The sequence below is a fragment of the Ensifer sp. 38_S197 genome, assembly GCF_056924495.1.
In genome coordinates, this window is sequence record NZ_JBXOVZ010000002.1 from 136,999 (window position 1) to 154,089 (window position 17,091).

Genomic DNA, 17,091 nt, shown 5'->3' on the forward strand with positions numbered 1-17,091 from the left:
GTGCAGTGGGTGGTCCGGCATGGTCCGGAACATGAAACCGTTCGAGATTTTCAAGACAGGCACGCACACTTCGAACAAGGGCACGACGCTCTCGTTCTCGGATGCTGACCTTGCCGACATCGCTCAATCCTACGACGCGGCCAACCACCAGGCGCCGATCGTCGTCGGACATCCGAAACAGGATGCCCCGGCTTACGGCTGGGTCAAGTCGCTCGCCGTTCGTGACGGACGCCTGGTCGCCGAGCCCGAACAGATCGATGGCGCCTTTTCCGAACTGGTCACCAAAGGCCGCTTCAAGAAGGTTTCAGCCGCCCTTTACGCTCCGGATCAGGTCGGCAATCCGACGCCCGGCAAGTACCACCTGCGTCACGTCGGGTTTCTCGGCGCTGAGCCGCCGGCCGTCAAAGGTCTGAAGCCGATCGAGTTCGCTGCCGAAGGCGAATACCTCACCTTTGCCGAGATCGAATTCGCCGAGTGGCGGACGGTTTGGACGATCGAGAGCGTTGCCAAGCTCTTCCGAGGCATCCGTGACTACTTCATCGAAAGCGCCGACCTCGAAACGGCCGATCGCATCGTGCCGCAGTGGGAGGTCGACCAGCTCACCCAGAGCGCGGCCGACATGCGCGCCGAGCTGCGCAGCGAAGAGGCGCGCCCGTTCTTTTCCGAAACAGCACCGAAGGAAACTGACATGACGACTGCCGCCCAGGCCGCAGCCTCGCAGGCCGATATCGATCGCCGCCTCGCCGAGCTGCAGACCCGTGAAGACGACATGAAGAAGCGCGAGATCGAATTCGCGGAAAGCGCTCGCAAGACCCGCCAGGACGAAGACGCGACGTTCGTTTCGTCGATCGTCAAGGAAGGTCGCCTGCCGATCGGCCTGCAGGCGACCGCAACGGCGCTCTTCTCCGAACTGGACGGCGAGACGCTGACCTTCTCGGAAGGCGACCAGACGACCAACACCACGCCGCGCGAGGCGTTCCGCGACCTGCTGCAGAAGCTCCCGGTCCCGGTATCGACCGGCGAGCACGCAACTGGCGACGGCCCCGACTTCTCCGACCCGGCTCACGTCCGGGTCGCTATCGAAACCGAGATCCGCGAGGCCAAGGCCAAGGGCGAGACCCTCTCGCCAGCAGCCGCTGCCATGCGGCTCCAGGCCCGACGCTAACCGCAGCAACAAGCCGCTTCACAAGGAAGAGCCATGAACTCGCTTATCAAAAGTTTCGTAGCTTCCGGCGCCATCGCGCACCGGGCGCTGCTCAAGTTCACCGCGACCGATGGCGTTCTCGCCGTCGCAACATCGCCGGCAGACCTGATTGCCGGTGTCGCTGATTGCCCTGGCGGCGCTGCAGACGGAGAGCGTTTCGACGCGGTGCTCTTCGGTCCAGCTGAGGTCATGTGCGGCGGTGCCATCTCGGCTGGCGGCTTTATCACCGCTGGTGCGGCAGGCAAGGCCGTGGCGGCAGCGCCTGCTGCCGGCGCCAACGCAGTCCTCGCCGGCCGGCTGCTGGTCGGCGGCGCCAACGGCGATTTCGCCCGCGCCTTCATCAATCCCGGAATGATGCAGGGCGCATAACGCGCCCCGCCAACCCCCTTTAGGAGCCCCTTATGAGTGGTACGCCTTTTCCCGTCGATCCGGTGTTGGTCGCGATCGTCGCAGCCTACTCCAACACTGCGCTTATCGCAGACCTCGTGCTTCCGCGCCTGAACCCGCTTCTGCCGGCCGAGAAGTTCACGTGGTGGAAGTTCGACTTCAGCCAGTTCATCACGATTGCCGACACGAAGGTCGGTCGCAAGTCCGAGCCGAACACGGTCGAGTTCAACGCCGAGGAGGTCGAAGACAAGACCAATGACTACGGTCTCGACGACGTCGTGCCCAATGCCGATATGGCGAACGCGCCGACCGGCTATGATCCTCGCGCCTTCGCAGCGCAGAAGTTGATCGACCTGGTCCTGCTTGACCGAGAGGTTCGTGTTGCCGGCAAGGTGTTCAACGCCAACACCTATGGCGCGGACAACAAGGAAGTGCTCGCCGGCACCTCGCAGTGGAGCCACGTCGACAGCACCCCGATCAAACAGATCGCCGAGGCGGCCGACAGCATGATTATGCGTCCGAACCACGCGGTCATGGGGCGCGGCGTTTGGACGGCACTGCGCACCAACCCGAGTGTCCTGCGTGCGCTCACCCCGTCCGGTGCTGCAGACGGCTATGCCAACAAACGCGCTGTCGCCGATCTTCTGGAACTGGACGACATCCTCGTCGGCGAAGGCTGGATCAACACTGCGAAACCCGGCCAGGCTGTCCAGCGCCAGCGCGCTTGGGGCAACCATTGCACGCTGTTCCACAAGGCGCCTCTGGCTGACAGCCTGGCTGCGACCCCAACCTTCGGCTGGACCGCCCAGTTCGGCCTCCGGACTACGTTGTCCGCGATTACAACTTCGCGATTGCCGCCCTGAAGGATGTGGCGCGCGGCGTGATCAAGCTCGCGGCCGACAACGGCGTAAAGCCCGAAACCGGCAACGACATTGCGATCGGCGTCGACGGCCCCGACCCAGTGTTCAGCCGCGAGAACTTGGAGGGCTGGCTTTGATCAACGAGGTCATTGCGCGGCTGAAATCGAATGCGGTCGAACTCGCCGACGTTCTGCCGGCGGAGGAGCTAGACGCGCTTTCCAAGGGGACCGCGCCTAAACACGGCACGGCCTTTGTCATCCCCTACCGCGAGCAGGCCGAGCCGAACGAACACTCAAGCGCCATCTTCCGCCAGCGCGTCCTGGTGCAAATCCTCGTGGCCTTCGTCATCCGCCGGCACGACGACGCGAAAGGCGGCAAACGTGTCGCAGACTTCGACACCCTGAAAGGCTCGATCGAAGGCGCCCTCGCCGGATGGTCGACCGACCCAAGCAACGACCTATTCGAACTGGTCGCGGCACAGGCCGCGCCCCTCGGCAACGGTGTCTCTGTCTACGTGCAGGTGCAGCACCTGCAGAAGACGATGGAGGAAGACGGCCGGCGGTTCATCGTCCATGAACTGACCATGCCACCGTCCGCGCGCCTGCTTGAGCCGCTCGACTGCGTGGCCTGGTCGAGCTTGCACAATAACTACAGCAACAAGCTCTTTCTGATCGTTCGCATCACCCGCTTGCGCGGCAGCTTCCAGCGCGTCGTGCTCAAGGAAGTTGATCCGGACGACTACGATCCGCCGGCAGTGATCCTGCCGCCGAGCACCGGCTGGATCGGCCCGATCGCCGCTCCGCCGCAGCCGATGACGGGCTGGGCGGTGGAACCGGCGACCGTCAAGGACGCTGGCGGCGTCGATCGCCGGCCGGCCATCAAGGTGTCTTGCGCTGCCGACCTCGACGACGTGAAGAACGTTTGGGTTCAGGTGCGGGTGAAGGCGACCGGCGTGGTCGTCTTCGACAGCGACAGCACGGCTTATGCCGAGCCGTTTTCGTGGTTGATTTCCGGCGCCTGGTGCTTGCCCGCGACCGAGTATGAAGTCCGTGGCAAGTATGTCCCTTACACGAACCGCGAGACGACCTGGTCGGCGTGGCTCTCGGTCACGACGCCGAATGTGCTGATTGCCAGCGGCGACATTCTCGACGGTTCGATCACTGCCCAGAAGATCGCCGATGCGGCCGTCACGGCCGACAAGCTCATGGACGAGGCGGTCAACAGTCTGAAGCTGGCAGCCGGCGCCGTCACCTCTGCCAAGCTTGCGGTCGCAGCCGTGACGGCGGCGGCGATCGCCATCGGCGCGGTAGTATCAGACAAGCTCGCCGACGCGGCCGTGACGGCTCAGAAGCTCGCCAATGAGGCCGTGACCGCGACGAAGTTCGCCTCGGACATCAAACCCGTTGAGGTGAAATCCTCGCTGCCGACGACGGGCAACGTCGAAGGCCGGCAGGTCTACAACACGACCGATGGCAAGGTTTACCGCTACAAGAGCGGCGCCTGGACGGCCGAGGTCGCGGCCGGAGACCTCGTCGGGCAGATCGTCGCCAGCCAGCTTGGAAACGGCTCGGTCACCAATGCAAAGCTGGCGGCGCTCGCCGTCGACGCCACGAAGCTTGCCGCGAACGCCGTCACCGAAACCAAGATCGCCGATGGCGCGATCACCACACCCAAGATCGTCGCCAACGCCGTCGTCGGCGATCACATCGCCGCCAACGTCATCTCAGTCACCAAACTGATCATGGCGGACTTCAACAACCGCGTTGAGAACCCGAACTTCGGCGAAGGTGACGTGGGTTGGGTGAAGAGCCCAGGTGCTGCGATCGTCAACAACGCGGCCAATGCCTACACCGGCAGCTACTATCTGGACTTCCCGACCGGCATGGCGTCGGGCGTTACCCGAAACGCCAACATCTTCCCGGTCGTTCCGGGTGAGGTCTATCGGGTCTACGCCGTAGGCCGCGCTGTCGGCACGCCAAACACCTACCTCAATGTCCGCCTTCGCTTCATGCAGGCCGACAAGAACACGTTGGTATCGGCGACCTCTGCGCTCACCTTCGTTGCCACCGACGCTGCCTATGTCGGGAAGACAGGCCAGGTCACCGCACCGGCGGGCGCCGTTTACGCCTGGCTCGATTTCGTCCCGGCCGTGAACATCACCGCCGGCTCCTATCGGGTGGGCTTTGTGTCCTGCCAGCGCAAGGATGCCGCCGAGCTGGTCGTCGACGGCTCGATCCTCGCCAATCATCTCGCTTCCGATTCGGTGACTACCGACAAGCTCGCGGCAAACTCCGTTGTTGCAGGCAAGATCGCAGTCGGCGCGGTATCAACCGACCAACTCGCTGCCGGCGCTGTCACGGCTGTCAAGATCGCTGCGGCAGCGATCTCGGCCGACAAGCTCGCCGTGGGCCGAGGCGCCAACTACATCGAAAACTCCGACCTCTATGCCGGGCTGTCCACCTGGGGCGTGCGCTACAGCAACGCCCTGGCGCAGTTTGCCGTTTCCATGCGAACCGACAACTACGCTGCCGGCGGGGCTGCTATCCAGATCCGCCACCTGCGCGCTGTTGCCGGCGAGGTCTATGACCTCTGGCCGCTCGACCTCGGAACCGGCACTGGCAAGAATTATCCGGTCGAGGCAGGCAAGCGTTACGAGTTCTCGGTCTATGGCTTCGCCCACCGCGCTGAGCGGCAGCTCTACATTGGCTGGGTGGATGCTGCCGGTACCGTGACTTACGCGGCGACCGCAGCGATCGCGTTTGAAGGTGGCGACCCTCAGTCCCAGCTTTCAAACTATACCCGCAGCACGCTCTTCGCGACGGCTCCGGCCGGTACGGTCAAAGCCCATGTCTTTGTTCGCCACCGCGGCACCTCGTCGGGCACGACCGACAGCTACGTCTGGTTCCGCAACGCCTACTTTGGCGAGGCCGGCCCGAACCAGAACGAACCTTCGCCCTGGTCGCCCTCAGGCACAACGCTGGTCGATGCCGGCCAGATCGTCACCGGCGCTGTCATCTCCGACAAACTCGCGACCAACGCGGTCACGGCTGGAAAGATTGATGCCGGCGCCGTGACGGCCACCACGATCGCGACTGGTGCGGTGACCACGGACAAGCTTGCGGCCAATTCGGTCACGGCCGCCAAGGTCGCGGCCGATGCGATCGGCGCCAACCACATCGCGGCAAATTCGATCACGGCCAAGCAGCTCGTCCTGACCGACTTCGAGAACCTCGTTCCGAACGGCTACTTCAACGAAGGCGCGGTTTCGGCTTGGGGCAGCGTTTCCGGTAGCGGCAACTTCTACGCCACCGCTGCTATCGTCCAGACGGGTGCCTACTCTGCAAACCTGCAGAAAGATGCGGGAGCATTTAGCGGCAGCATCAACGTCACCATGCTGCCCGAGTACGATATCGCGGTCACGGCCGGCGAGGTCCTCTACGGGGAAACCTCGATCAGCACCAACGGCACGGCAACCAGCGCCGGGGCGTACTATCGCGTTCTCTTCTATGACGGCTCGAAGTCCTACCTTAGCTATCTGGATATCATTTCCAACGTGGCGATCCCGAACAGCTGGACCCGGTATTCCCGCAAGATTACGGTTCCCGCTGGCGCCCGCTATGCCCGCATCCAGCTCTACAACCACTCGACCCAGACGACGACCGCAAACCTGCTGTTCGATCGCCTGATCCTGCGTCGTGCAAAGGCGGCCGAACTGATTGTCGACGGCGGCATCACGGCTGACCATCTGGCAGCGAATTCGGTCCAGACGACCCACCTCGCGGCCAATGCTGTTACTGCCGCCAAGATCAGCGTCAGCGACCTGTCCGCCATCTCCGCCACGCTGGGGTCGGTCAATATCAGCTCGGCCACGATCGGTACGCTGCAAGTTGGTCGAAGCAACATCATTGGTGGCGCGATCTCGCGCGTCGACTATGCAGCTCCAACCGGCGTGGCAGGCATCGCAACGTCAAACACCGCTGTCACTGGCCTGACCGCCAACCACGGCACCGGCACGCAAGCGGTCATCGTCCACAGCTCGTTCAACATCTATGGCGTCAACGACGCGACCACCGGCTACATCGCCGTCGTGGTGTCGATCTGGGATGACCTCAATAACGCCTACACCGCCGCGATCCCCCTGACCTTCAGGTCCGAGACGCAGTTCGCGCACGAGTTCAACTTCTCGCCACCGGCCGGGCGCACGGCCACTCAGTTCCGCTTCGACGTTCGCGTCGTCTCGGGCACGAACGTCTTCTCCAACAACCGCACCATCCGCATCATGACCCTTTATCGATAGGAGCACGCATGTACCGCATAGACACGATGTACGAAGCCATGACCGACGCATTGATGCAGGGCGTCAACGCTGGCCGCGCCGAACGCTGGATGGCATCCGCCGCCTTCTGGCTCGGCCGGCAGCAAGTCTACGCATCGGGCGATTACTGGCTGGCGCTGGCCGCGAAAATCACCACCCTCCTGCCGGCCGAGGAACAGGCGGCGATCGTCGCCCAGTTGAGCAAGCAGGAAGACCAGCTCGTCGACACTGCAGGCGATTGGCCCGAGGTTCCGAGCCAGATTACCGCGCTGCTTGCCAGCTGGTCGCCGGCACCGATCCCCGTCGACCTTGCTGCCTACACGGCCTCGAAGCGCTACGCCGTGGAGGTCGGTGGCATAGTGGTCGACGGCGTGCGGATCCTCACCGATCGCGCTAGCCAGGCGATGATCGCTGGCGCCTACGTCTACGTTCAACACAACCCGACCGAAACCATCTCCTTCAAATCGGGTGATGGCTTCGTGACACTCTCGGCCGGCAACGTGGTCACGATGGCCAACGCGGTCGGCGCTCACGTCCAGGCGTGCTTTGCGGCCGAGGCGGCAGTGCTGGCCGCGATCGCCGCGCAGACGATCACCGACACGGCCGCGATCGACGCCTACACCTGGCCGTCGAACGGCGCGCCGGCATGACCATTCGCAACCGGCTGATGTCCTCAGCCTCTCATCTTACTTACCCTCAAAGGAACCCAGACATGTCCGCAGTCGTCAACATCCTGAAGCAGCAAAACCAGCTCCTCTCCGTACAGGTCGAGGAGATGGCCACGCAGGTCGATAACCTGAAGCAGAGCCTCGTTACAGCGCTCAACAAGCTCGCCGAGCACGAGCCGGAATTCGTGAAGAAGTTTCTGGTGCCGGACGCGCAGCCGGCCGCTGAACCGGATACGTCAGCAATGACGCCCGCAAACTAAAAACGGGCGGCTGGTGCGAACGGCAGTACGCACCAAGCGACGGGCCACTGATTGGCGTTAGAAACCCGTCCGACAGCCGCGTTCGACAACTGTCACACCCGTACCCTGCAGGGCGGGCTCTCTGTGACTGAGTCGTGAGCTTTTTGAAATGGTATTTAATGAAGAAATGAGGGCGGTTTCGCCTACGCTTCCTCCGGCTGCCTGGATCGGCGGCAAGAGGCAACTGGCGAGCCGCCTGGTCGGGATAATCTCGACCGTAAAGCACACCACCTATGCCGAGCCATTCGTCGGCATGGGCGGTGTCTTTTTCCGGCGCACGGCCGCGCCGAAGAGCGAGGTCATCAACGATCGAAACGGCGAGGTCGTGAACCTCTTCCGCATCCTGCAACGGCACTATCCGCAGTTCATGGATACGCTCAAATTCCAGATCACCAGCCGTCGCGAGTTCGAGCGCCTGAAGGCGTGCGATCCGGCAACGCTGACCGACTTGGAACGGGCGGCCCGTTTCCTCTATCTGCAGAAGCTTGCCTTCGGCGGGAAGGTCAACGGCCAGCATTTCGGTATCAGTCTCGACCGATCGGCTCGCTTTAACCTGACACGCCTGGCACCGATGCTTGAAGACGCACACGAGCGCTTGGCCGGCGTGATCCTGGAGAACCTCGACTGGTCGGAGTTCCTCGATCGCTACGACCGACCAGGCACGCTGTTCTACCTCGATCCGCCATATTTCGGCGGCGAGGACGACTATGGCAAAGCGCTCTTCGGCCGCGACCAGTTCGCCGCCCTTGCAGAGCGTTTGAGACGGCTTCGAGGCCGCTTCATACTGTCCATAAATGACGTGCCGGCGATCAGAGAAACGTTCGCAGGTTTCAGCTTCGACGAGGCCGAGCTGACTTACACGGTGAGCGCCGGAAAGGCCACGAAGGCACGTGAACTGATCATCACCGGATAAGTCAAAGGAATGCCCCGCCGCGCGCCCTCGCGGCGGGTCTATTTCGCTCCTTAGAATTGGGGTTTCCAACACCGATGTGGCGCGCTACCAACCTCGAAGACAACCGAGAGGAGTGGCAGATGGGGAACTTTCCGATTCGAACAGGCTGCAGGTCGATTGCTTTCGCTGCTGTTGCCGCAGCGCTGCTGGCCCCCATGCCGGCGACGGCCGATGCTTCCTATGATGCCTGCGTGAGAAAGCTCTGCGTGTCGACGCGCCAGGCCGACTGCTGGATCAAGGCGGGTGCCGCGATTTGCGATCGAGACCAGACCCAATGCCGCAATGTCTCAGACCACACCAGCGCGATCGTCGTCCGCAAATCCCATGGGAGATGGGAGGTAAAAACGGATCTCGGCCGAGGATGGGTGAGCGATAAGATGATGATGGTCAGCGGAGACAAGTGCTGATGCGAAGGATATGCACCCTCTTGGTGGCCTTACTCGCAGTAGCGCCGAGCGGCGCAGGAGCTGGCCAGATGCACGTCGCTGGATTTAAAGGACACGATTCTAGCCTCTCCTTGTGGTGCGAGGGGAAAAAGGTCGGCCTGATTTTCGTGAACATCAGCAAACTCAAGTACTACAGTTTCTGGGACGATAAAGCTCTCGAAGCCTTAGAACCGAAGCTGCGTATCAAGACAGATGACGGGCCGACTGTCGACGTTACCGTGAAAGTGGTTCTGGCTAACAATTCTCTGACGGCGTCAGGCGACAGCGACGTGAAATTGCTCACAGCCATTCAACACGCCAAGGACCGGATCACGGTGAACCTCGACCTGCCCCGAGGAGTTGGTCTGGAACGGACGTTCGAGGTGCAGGGTAGAATTGAGAAAGTGCCAGCGATGATCGTCGGATGCGGCTTGGAATAAGCAGACTGACGATCCTTAAACCCTCGGCCCCTCAAACGGCCTTCAAAGATGCCTCAAAGGGTCTTTTTGACACGCGAACCGGAATTGCAGTTTTTCCGGTTTTGGCTGTCAAAATTCCGGAAAATCGCGGCGAGCTACAGCGGATTTTTCTTGATCGATGTTTTCGGACTGAAAAGGAATAAATGGTAGCGGAGGAGGGATTCGAACCCCCGACACAAGGATTATGATTCCTCTGCTCTAACCTACTGAGCTACTCCGCCGGGTACCGCGTCAGGGCTTCGAAGGGGAAGCCGTCTTGACTGGACGGGCGGCTTATAAGGCGCCGTTCCGGCCAGTGTCAAGCCAAGTCTCCGGGAAAATGTGAAGTTTTCACAATAGCCGGAAATCAAGGGCTTCAGGCGGCCGCCGGCGCCGAAAGCAGCGCCTTCAAGGCCGCCTCCGCGCCTGCTTCGCGCTCTGATTTGCGAATGAATCCGCCGCCATAGACACGCGCATCCTCGCCGACGCCGGAATAGAGCGCACAGGCCTGGCCGGGCGCGATGCCGGCTTCGCCTTCGGCGAGCTCGACATAGATGCCCTCGTCATCCATCGCCAGGACAGCCGGTGCCGGCTGGCGGGTGGAGCGCACCTTGGCGAAACAGTCGAAGCCGCGGGCAGCAGCCGCTGCGAGCTCCTCGTCGCCCAGCCAGTTGACGTCGCGCAGGTAGACGCGGCGCGTCTCCAGCGCTTCCTTGGGGCCGACGATGACGCGGCGCGAGCGGGCGTCGAGATAGACGACATAGAGCGGCTCGCCGGTCGCAATGCCGATGCCGCGGCGCTGGCCGATCGTATAGTGCAGGATGCCCTCATGGGTGCCGAGCACGCGGCCGTCGAGATGCACGATCTCGCCGGAAAGCGCCGCGTTCGGCTTCAGCTTCGAGACGATGTCGCTGTACTTGCCCTGCGGCACGAAACAGATGTCCTGGCTGTCGGCCTTCTGGGCGACGACAAGGCCCATCTCCTCGGCGAGCTTGCGCGTCTCGGCCTTGGAGAGATGCCCCAAGGGGAAGCGCAGATAGTCGATCTGCTCCTGCGTCGTCGCGAAGAGGAAATAGCTCTGGTCGCGGTCGGCGTCCGTCGGCCGATAGAGCGCCCGCTGGCCGGCGTAGCGCGGGTTCGGGCTCGGGCGCGAGCGGATATAGTGGCCGGTCGCGAGCGCGTCGGCACCGAGCTCCTTGGCGGTGGCAAGCAGATCGGCAAACTTGACCGTCTGGTTGCAGGCAACGCAAGGGATCGGCGTCTCGCCGGCAATGTAGCTCTCGGCGAAGGGATTGATCACCGTTTCGCGGAAGCGCGCCTCGTAATCGAGTACGTAGTGCGGGATGCCGAGCGTTTCGCAGACGCGGCGCGCGTCGTCGATATCCTGGCCGGCGCAGCAGGAGCCGGCACGATGCACGGCAGCGCCATGATCATAGAGCTGCAGCGTGATGCCCAAGACGTCGTAGCCCTCACGTTTGAGCAGGCCGGCGACCACGGAACTGTCGACGCCGCCGGACATGGCGACGACAACACGCGTATCTTCGGGCTTGCGGTCAAAATCGAGACTGTTCACGGGATCCAATCCGGCCTTCGGGCGGCAATCCTTCGCCTGCCCTGTTTCACGCTTCATGCGATGCTTGGCCGAGGAACTCTCGGCTTGCGGCACGCTCGGCTTCTACAGCGCCGCGCGTCTGATCAGACGCGCTAAGGTCGCTGTAGCACTTTGAGTTACTGCATGTTTTTGTCCTTTAACCGGCTACGATCAAAGGAAACATGCAGTCGGCGCCGCGCGTCCGAAGAGACGCGCAAAGGTCGCCGCAGCACTTTCAATTCCGCGACATATAGAAACTTGTCCGTCCGGCGGCAAGGCCGACCGCCAGACCGGCGATGCCGCGCGTCCTTAAGACGCGTCGCTTCGGCGTCAAATCAGCTTCAGCCGCATGGCGCGGGCGATCGCCTGCATGCGGTTGACGGCGTCGAGCTTACGGGTCGCGCTCTTGAAGTAGCTGCTGACCGTATAGGTCGATATGCCCAGGATAATGGCAATCTCGTCGCTGCTCTTGCCGGCGGCCGCCCAACGCAGGCATTCCACCTCGCGGCTCGACAGCTTCTCGCGCGCCGAATTGCCGGTGTCGAAGGTGCGCTCCAGGCATTCGAAAAGCTGGACCAGCGTCAGATAGAGCGTGGCGCACTCGACGCCGACCGGTGCCTCGCGGCGCCCGGAGAGCATTGCAATGAAGGGATCGCCGTTGCTCGTATGCAGGAGCACGGCGAAGTGGCGGGCCATCTCCGGATGGGCGAGCAGCCGGTGCACTATGGCCTCGTCCACCGGCTTTGCGGCGATATCGAGGAGCTCCGGCCCGCCGGTCACCGGCAGCTTCGTAAAGCGCAGCCGCTCGACCAGCGCGCTCGACTGGAAGGTTTCGCAGGCGTCGTACTGGCGAACGAGCTCCGACGGCCAGTTGCTCAGCACCAGCCGCTCGGAAAAGCGCTGCTGCTCGGCCAGCGGCATGCGCGCGATCATGAAATGGCCAAAACCATAGCGGGCGATCAGCCGTCGCATGAGATGCAGAAGTTCGTATTCGGTGCGGACGGCAGCCGTATCGACGTCCGAAAAAATGTCCGCCGCTTCCGCCTCGCGCAGCAAGGCCGGTTCATTCAATTCCTTCATCTGCGATCACCACATCCCCAGGCGCCACCGCGCCCGGTCGAGAGAATACAAAAACGCCTCAGATCACCTGAAGCATGAACTTCACCCGACGAACAAAATACAGCCGCCGCCACCGGCCTGACCGCGCAAGCAACGCGTCCGGTTGTGAAAATTATGACGATGCACCAAGAATGTTTGCGGGAGCGCACATAGGTCGCTCATCCTTATTTCGGCGCCTCGTTACCAAAAATTTTAGTTAAAGTGAAATGTGGTAATTGCATGGCTCCCATGACAATTCCGGGATAATCCAGGCTCTTCTCAAAGCAATTCACAAGGACAGCGCGCAAGGCCCCATGAATGGAATGGGGTATATCGGCGATGGGATGCCCCGCCGAAGTGTCTCAAATTATGAGCAAATTGTTACTTGCTGCTTAGGTAAATGTTAAATGTGGCAGGCTAAGGTTTCGGTCATATGGTCTTGAGTTTGTGTAGAGAGTCCCATGACCGAAATGATGCGACCACGCGTAAAATATGTCATCGGCCCCGATGGCAGCCCTCTGACGATTGCGGATCTGCCGCCGGCCAATACCCGGCGCTGGGTGATCCGCCGCAAGGCAGAGGTCGTTGCCGCCGTGCGCGGTGGCCTGTTGAGCCTTGAGGAGGCGTGCGAACGCTATACCCTCACGGTCGAAGAATTCCTGTCCTGGCAGTCCTCGATCAACGATCATGGTCTTGCCGGCCTGCGCACCACTCGCATCCAGCAGTATCGCCACTAGTTCGCCCATTGCAGGGCCATAGGTCGAGCGGCGGCTTCGGGTTCCCCGGAGCCGCCGCCGTCGTTTCGGCCTCTACAGCGCCGCGCGTCTTATCAGATACGCAAAGACCGCTGTAGAACTTCGATTTTCTGCATGTCTCCGTCCTTAAGTCGAGGTCAATTTAAGGTAGGCAAAAGGCGGACTGGTGCCGTTTCGCGAACAGTGTGTGTATCGGCGATAGTGGTTTGACGGATTCCGATTTCCGGATTTCTGCGTTAGCTTCCGCACAAGGAAACTTCATCAAGGAAGTCTGTCATGGAAATCGTACACGAGGAAACTGGATCGCACGGCCGCTATTCGACCGTTGTCGAGGGGCATACCGGGGAAATGACCTATTCGCGCACCTCGCCGCAATTGATCATCGTCGATCACACCCTCGTTCCGGATGCGCTGCGCGGCAAAGGTGTCGGCCAGGCGCTGGCCAAATACGCGATCGACGAAGCGCGCAAGGGTGGCTGGAAGATCATCCCGCTCTGCCCCTTCATGAAGGCGCAGGCCATGCGGCACCCCGAATGGCAGGATGTCATCCAGGCATGAGACGCCGCTAGAGCGGGATGAGGAAAAGTGTGTGCGGTTTTCCGCCAGCATCTCGCTCTAACTTATGAGAATCGATCACGATGATTTTGGGTCGACCGACCCAAAATCATCGTGATCTAAGGGCCGGCAGCCCATCCCGATCTCAAAATGAGAAGACCCGCCCGAATGCCAAAGCGCCGGGCGGGCCTCTTCGTCTTGTCACGATCGTGCCGGATCGGGTCATGCAAAGGCATGATCCGAGTAAGGCTGGAAGAATCTGACCCGAAACGGGTTACCGGCCTGAGCGGCGCACGGAATCCCCCGGACCGGAACCGACCTGGGATCAAATCGTCCGTTAGATCAAGGCCTTGCGGCTTGGCTGCGCCCGATCGAGGCGCAAGAGCCGCAGCTTATGCCCGCAGGCGGGTCGATGTGTCCCGCTCTTCGAGGGCCGCCGCCTTCGCGTATTCAGCCTGCACTTCTTCGAGCGCGAGCTCGGCAGCATCCTGCTGCGCCTTCAGTTCGCGAATGGAAACCTGAAGATTGTCGGCTCTCTGACGTGCGGCCTTGGCGAAGGTGGGATAGGCGAAGTGCTGGGGATCGGAGATACCCGACTTCTTTTCCTCGAAAATAATCTGATTTTCCAGATCCTTGGTCATCCGCTCGAACTCAGCCATCATCATCTGAAGCTGGTTCAGCTGACGCTGCTTCTCGCGGACCTGAAACTCCTTCAGGCGGACAAGGCTCTCACGTGCTTTCATACGCAATACTCCCGTGGATAACGAGACCCCGGTTACTGATTTGCCCGCAAACCGGCCCGAACGGGGCCGGTAACGAAAAATCTTCAGCGATATTAACAAAAGCCTACCGCTGGTAACCTTTCGTTTACGGGCATCGTTAATCATAGGCGTGATGATTTAAGGCTCCGTAAATGCTGAGGCACGAAATGTGACCGCCCTGGCATTAACGAGTCGGAAGAGTCAGATAGCGGCATTTCTTCATGTTTCACATGAGATTGGCCGTTCTGGATTCACGTTTGAAATCAGGAGACTGCTAAAAATATTTAACAATCTCGATACACCTTGCCAGAGGGAATCAGAATTTGTTAACCATTTGGTGGCAGCCTCCAAATCAGGCAACGACTGGATCCGTATCGCGTAAGGGTGCCACGACGACCTTGGGCGGCGGAAAAGGGGAAGAATATGCGGGTTCTACTAATCGAAGACGATAGCGCAACGGCTCAGAGCATTGAGCTGATGCTCAAGTCCGAGAGTTTCAACGTCTACACCACCGACCTCGGTGAAGAAGGCGTCGATCTCGGCAAACTTTATGACTATGACATCATCCTTCTCGACCTCAACCTGCCGGATATGTCCGGCTATGAAGTCTTGAGAACGCTGCGTCTTTCCAAGGTGAAGACCCCGATCCTGATTCTCTCGGGCATGGCCGGCATCGAGGACAAGGTCCGCGGCCTGGGCTTCGGCGCTGATGACTACATGACCAAGCCCTTCCACAAGGATGAGCTGGTCGCCCGTATTCACGCCATCGTCCGCCGCTCCAAGGGTCATGCCCAGTCGGTCATTTCCACGGGCGAGCTGATCGTCAACCTGGATGCCAAGACGGTCGAAGTCGGCGGACAGCGCGTCCACCTGACCGGCAAGGAATACCAGATGCTCGAGCTGCTTTCGCTGCGCAAGGGCACGACGCTGACCAAGGAAATGTTCCTGAACCACCTTTATGGTGGCATGGACGAGCCGGAACTGAAGATCATCGACGTCTTCATCTGCAAGCTGCGCAAGAAGCTCGCAAACGCCGCCGGCGGCGCCAACTACATCGAAACCGTCTGGGGCCGCGGCTACGTGCTGCGCGAGCCGGATGGTGCTGAATACGCCGAAACTGCCTGATACCCGTAAAGGGCCTGCACGACCCGCATGATGCGGGCCCGGAAGTTCACAAAACCCGCCGCGCGCGGGTTTTGTTGTTTCTAGAGTAGGCCCACGCTGCCCAGCGGTCTTGCGATAACGACACACGAAAAATCACAAGCTTGAAGCGCAAGCAGCGAATCTCGGAGATCGCGATGCTTTGTATGCCGTCGCCGTCAGCGGCATCGAAGCCCGGATCGGTCATATGGGAATGACGGCCGACGGCAACCACGAAAAGCCGCGGCGCGGACCACGGCTTCAATCTGATAGATAGTTGTGAGCGGGACGGTTCAGGCCGCCATCGACTGGCTGGCGAAGACGCTGGTCAGGATCTTGCGGTCGAAAGGCTTCAGCAGGAAGTCGTCGGCGCCGGCCCGCTTGCCGGCCATCATCTTCTTCAGATCCGCCTCGACGACGCAATAATAGATCCGGACCGACGGGCCATTCGGAAGCCGCCGGATGTTGCCAATGAGTTCGAGCGCGCCTTCCAAGCCGGCATCGATGATCAGGATGTTTGGGAGCTCCGCCTCGCAGCGGACGAGCGCCTCGAGGCTGTTCGACGCTTCGTAGACCATGAAGCCCATGCCGGACAGGATACGTTTCCCAACCTTCCGAACGACATCCGAGCCGTCGGCAATCATCAAGCGCCGCATGTCCAACTCCCTTCGCAACTTACCTATACGCGTACTCGCAGGCTTGAAACAACTCTATACAAATTTGGGAAAGAATTCGTTACGGAGTTTGCTTAACGCTGCCTTTCTTCGCTACATCAACCATCTGAAAAGATTAAATTTTCCAGAGACGGGCGTAAAGTGCGACAAACGGAACGCAGAGCGGCGACCCCGCGCCGCAGCACGGGATCGCCCGTATTTGTACGTCGGAATAGTGAACGATTGTCGCCGGAAAATGAAACCTCAGGCTGCAACGCGCGTGGTGAAGATGATCTCCTCGCCGGTCGATGCAACCTCGATCGTCATGCCCGCTTCCTCGCCCAGGAGCACGGTGTAGTAGGGCTGGATCGAATGCGCGTCGACGGCTTCTTCCGGCGTGCCGGACAGCAGTTCCGTCAGCTTCGGCGGCACGCGCATCATGCGGCCTTTCGCGACCAGGGTGAAGACGGCGTCGAATTCCGGGTTCTCCAGCGTCACGTCGATCGAACCGCCGCGCGGGATTGCGCCGTAGGCGATGAGGAAGAGGTTCAGAAGCAGCTTGACCCTGTTCTTGGCGATGATCGCGCGCGGGCCGTGCCAGTTGACCTCGGTCTTCTTCTCGGCGGCGGCAAAATCCTTGGCGGCCTTTTCCGCTTCGCCAGTGTCGATCGAGGCGCCGACCGAACCGGACGCACCGAAAGCGAGACGGGCGAACTTCAGGCGAACCGACGCGTTGAGCGCGCTGGTCCGGATCAGGTCCATCGCGTCGGCGTCGGCGCCGCCCTCGTCCAGGAGTTCCAGGCCGTTGTTGATGGCGCCGACCGGCGAAATGATGTCATGGCAAACCCGGCTGCACAGAAGCGCGGCGAGATCGGGTCCCGTCAATGTCAGGTTCGGATTCGTTGCCATCGTGTATCCTTGTTGGTTCCGCCGGCCCACCTTCGGGCCACGCGCCATCGTGACGCCGGTA

The 17,091-nt window shown here is 61.2% G+C and carries 17 protein-coding genes and 1 tRNA gene; 12 read left to right on the top strand and 6 right to left on the bottom strand.

Going from position 1 to position 17,091, the window contains the following annotated elements; genetic code table 11:
• Positions 1–19 precede the first annotated feature (19 nt).
• From AC1Z3V_RS14025 to AC1Z3V_RS14065, 9 genes are all read left to right on the top strand, one after another.
• Entirely contained in the window at positions 20–1,165 is a 1,146-nt protein-coding gene (locus tag AC1Z3V_RS14025) for a peptidase (protein ID WP_483499838.1), read from the top strand.
• 33 nt (positions 1,166–1,198) lie between these two features.
• A complete protein-coding gene (locus AC1Z3V_RS14030) occupies positions 1,199–1,573 on the top strand; it encodes a hypothetical protein (protein ID WP_483499840.1) in 375 nt (124 codons plus the stop codon).
• Positions 1,574–1,605: 32 nt separating this feature from the next.
• Positions 1,606–2,454: a major capsid protein gene (locus tag AC1Z3V_RS14035; protein WP_483499841.1), complete on the top strand. Its 849-nt coding sequence runs from the start codon at positions 1,606–1,608 to the stop codon at positions 2,452–2,454.
• A 130-nt stretch (positions 2,455–2,584) separates the two neighbouring features.
• Complete coding sequence (locus AC1Z3V_RS14040) at positions 2,585–6,748, top strand: phage tail terminator protein (RefSeq protein WP_483499843.1); 4,164 nt, start codon at positions 2,585–2,587, stop codon at positions 6,746–6,748.
• An 8-nt stretch (positions 6,749–6,756) separates the two neighbouring features.
• On the top strand, positions 6,757–7,416 hold the full coding sequence (locus tag AC1Z3V_RS14045) for a DUF4376 domain-containing protein (protein WP_483499845.1): 660 nt from the start codon (positions 6,757–6,759) through the stop codon (positions 7,414–7,416).
• A gap of 62 nt (positions 7,417–7,478) precedes the next feature.
• Positions 7,479–7,694, top strand: coding sequence for a hypothetical protein (locus AC1Z3V_RS14050; protein ID WP_483499847.1), 216 nt, complete (start codon positions 7,479–7,481; stop codon positions 7,692–7,694).
• Between the two features lie 148 nt (positions 7,695–7,842).
• Complete coding sequence (locus AC1Z3V_RS14055; RefSeq protein ID WP_483499849.1) at positions 7,843–8,646, top strand: DNA adenine methylase; 804 nt, start codon at positions 7,843–7,845, stop codon at positions 8,644–8,646.
• A 119-nt stretch (positions 8,647–8,765) separates the two neighbouring features.
• The gene (locus tag AC1Z3V_RS14060; protein WP_483499850.1) at positions 8,766–9,092 is read left to right on the top strand and encodes a hypothetical protein; all 327 of its coding nucleotides are present in this window, start codon (positions 8,766–8,768) and stop codon (positions 9,090–9,092) included.
• A 20-nt stretch (positions 9,093–9,112) separates the two neighbouring features.
• Positions 9,113–9,550, top strand: coding sequence for a hypothetical protein (locus tag AC1Z3V_RS14065; RefSeq protein ID WP_483499851.1), 438 nt, complete (start codon positions 9,113–9,115; stop codon positions 9,548–9,550).
• 183 nt (positions 9,551–9,733) lie between these two features.
• On the opposite strand, the gene AC1Z3V_RS14070 is transcribed toward AC1Z3V_RS14065, so the two are convergent.
• From AC1Z3V_RS14070 to AC1Z3V_RS14080, 3 genes are all read right to left on the bottom strand, one after another.
• Positions 9,734–9,810, bottom strand: a tRNA-Met gene (locus AC1Z3V_RS14070).
• Positions 9,811–9,944: 134 nt separating this feature from the next.
• Positions 9,945–11,198 (bottom strand): tRNA 2-thiouridine(34) synthase MnmA, encoded by a 1,254-nt coding sequence (mnmA, locus tag AC1Z3V_RS14075; protein ID WP_483499853.1) that lies wholly within the window; start codon positions 11,196–11,198, stop codon positions 9,945–9,947.
• Between the two features lie 291 nt (positions 11,199–11,489).
• The gene (locus tag AC1Z3V_RS14080; RefSeq protein ID WP_483499854.1) at positions 11,490–12,239 is read right to left on the bottom strand and encodes a helix-turn-helix transcriptional regulator; all 750 of its coding nucleotides are present in this window, start codon (positions 12,237–12,239) and stop codon (positions 11,490–11,492) included.
• A gap of 479 nt (positions 12,240–12,718) precedes the next feature.
• Between AC1Z3V_RS14080 and sciP the strand changes: the two genes are divergently transcribed.
• Together sciP and AC1Z3V_RS14090 are read left to right on the top strand one after the other, a co-directional pair.
• On the top strand, positions 12,719–12,994 hold the full coding sequence (sciP, locus tag AC1Z3V_RS14085) for a CtrA inhibitor SciP (protein ID WP_003527546.1): 276 nt from the start codon (positions 12,719–12,721) through the stop codon (positions 12,992–12,994).
• Between the two features lie 294 nt (positions 12,995–13,288).
• A complete protein-coding gene (locus tag AC1Z3V_RS14090; RefSeq protein WP_483499860.1) occupies positions 13,289–13,570 on the top strand; it encodes a GNAT family N-acetyltransferase in 282 nt (93 codons plus the stop codon).
• Between the two features lie 389 nt (positions 13,571–13,959).
• Here the strand turns inward: AC1Z3V_RS14090 and AC1Z3V_RS14095 are convergent, their stop codons facing one another.
• Positions 13,960–14,310 carry a flagellar export protein FliJ gene (locus AC1Z3V_RS14095; RefSeq protein WP_057254717.1) on the bottom strand — a complete coding sequence of 117 codons (351 nt, stop codon included), beginning with the start codon at positions 14,308–14,310 and terminating at the stop codon, positions 13,960–13,962.
• 441 nt (positions 14,311–14,751) lie between these two features.
• On the opposite strand from AC1Z3V_RS14095, the gene ctrA reads away from it, so the two are divergent.
• Positions 14,752–15,453, top strand: coding sequence for a response regulator transcription factor CtrA (gene ctrA, locus AC1Z3V_RS14100; protein WP_025424706.1), 702 nt, complete (start codon positions 14,752–14,754; stop codon positions 15,451–15,453).
• A gap of 308 nt (positions 15,454–15,761) precedes the next feature.
• Here ctrA and AC1Z3V_RS14105 read toward each other — a convergent pair whose 3' ends face one another.
• A complete protein-coding gene (locus AC1Z3V_RS14105; RefSeq protein ID WP_034806707.1) occupies positions 15,762–16,124 on the bottom strand; it encodes a response regulator in 363 nt (120 codons plus the stop codon).
• Positions 16,125–16,385: 261 nt separating this feature from the next.
• Positions 16,386–17,030 carry a histidine phosphotransferase ChpT gene (gene chpT / locus AC1Z3V_RS14110; protein ID WP_173520474.1) on the bottom strand — a complete coding sequence of 215 codons (645 nt, stop codon included), beginning with the start codon at positions 17,028–17,030 and terminating at the stop codon, positions 16,386–16,388.
• Positions 17,031–17,091: the final 61 nt, after the last annotated feature.

What these genes read in the sequence shown, in the direction of transcription:
- AC1Z3V_RS14025 (WP_483499838.1), top strand. Translation starts at nt 20, where the DNA reads ATGGTCCGGAACATGAAACCGTTCGAGATTTTCAAGACAGGCACGCAC.
- AC1Z3V_RS14030 (WP_483499840.1), top strand. Translation starts at nt 1,199, where the DNA reads ATGAACTCGCTTATCAAAAGTTTCGTAGCTTCCGGCGCCATCGCGCAC.
- AC1Z3V_RS14035 (WP_483499841.1), top strand. Translation starts at nt 1,606, where the DNA reads ATGAGTGGTACGCCTTTTCCCGTCGATCCGGTGTTGGTCGCGATCGTC.
- AC1Z3V_RS14045 (WP_483499845.1), top strand. Translation starts at nt 6,757, where the DNA reads ATGTACCGCATAGACACGATGTACGAAGCCATGACCGACGCATTGATG.
- AC1Z3V_RS14050 (WP_483499847.1), top strand. Translation starts at nt 7,479, where the DNA reads ATGTCCGCAGTCGTCAACATCCTGAAGCAGCAAAACCAGCTCCTCTCC.
- AC1Z3V_RS14055 (WP_483499849.1), top strand. Translation starts at nt 7,843, where the DNA reads ATGGTATTTAATGAAGAAATGAGGGCGGTTTCGCCTACGCTTCCTCCG.
- AC1Z3V_RS14060 (WP_483499850.1), top strand. Translation starts at nt 8,766, where the DNA reads ATGGGGAACTTTCCGATTCGAACAGGCTGCAGGTCGATTGCTTTCGCT.
- mnmA (WP_483499853.1), bottom strand. Translation starts at nt 11,198, where the DNA reads ATGAAGCGTGAAACAGGGCAGGCGAAGGATTGCCGCCCGAAGGCCGGA.
- AC1Z3V_RS14080 (WP_483499854.1), bottom strand. Translation starts at nt 12,239, where the DNA reads ATGAAGGAATTGAATGAACCGGCCTTGCTGCGCGAGGCGGAAGCGGCG.
- sciP (WP_003527546.1), top strand. Translation starts at nt 12,719, where the DNA reads ATGACCGAAATGATGCGACCACGCGTAAAATATGTCATCGGCCCCGAT.
- AC1Z3V_RS14090 (WP_483499860.1), top strand. Translation starts at nt 13,289, where the DNA reads ATGGAAATCGTACACGAGGAAACTGGATCGCACGGCCGCTATTCGACC.
- AC1Z3V_RS14095 (WP_057254717.1), bottom strand. Translation starts at nt 14,310, where the DNA reads ATGAAAGCACGTGAGAGCCTTGTCCGCCTGAAGGAGTTTCAGGTCCGC.
- ctrA (WP_025424706.1), top strand. Translation starts at nt 14,752, where the DNA reads ATGCGGGTTCTACTAATCGAAGACGATAGCGCAACGGCTCAGAGCATT.
- AC1Z3V_RS14105 (WP_034806707.1), bottom strand. Translation starts at nt 16,124, where the DNA reads ATGCGGCGCTTGATGATTGCCGACGGCTCGGATGTCGTTCGGAAGGTT.
- chpT (WP_173520474.1), bottom strand. Translation starts at nt 17,030, where the DNA reads ATGGCAACGAATCCGAACCTGACATTGACGGGACCCGATCTCGCCGCG.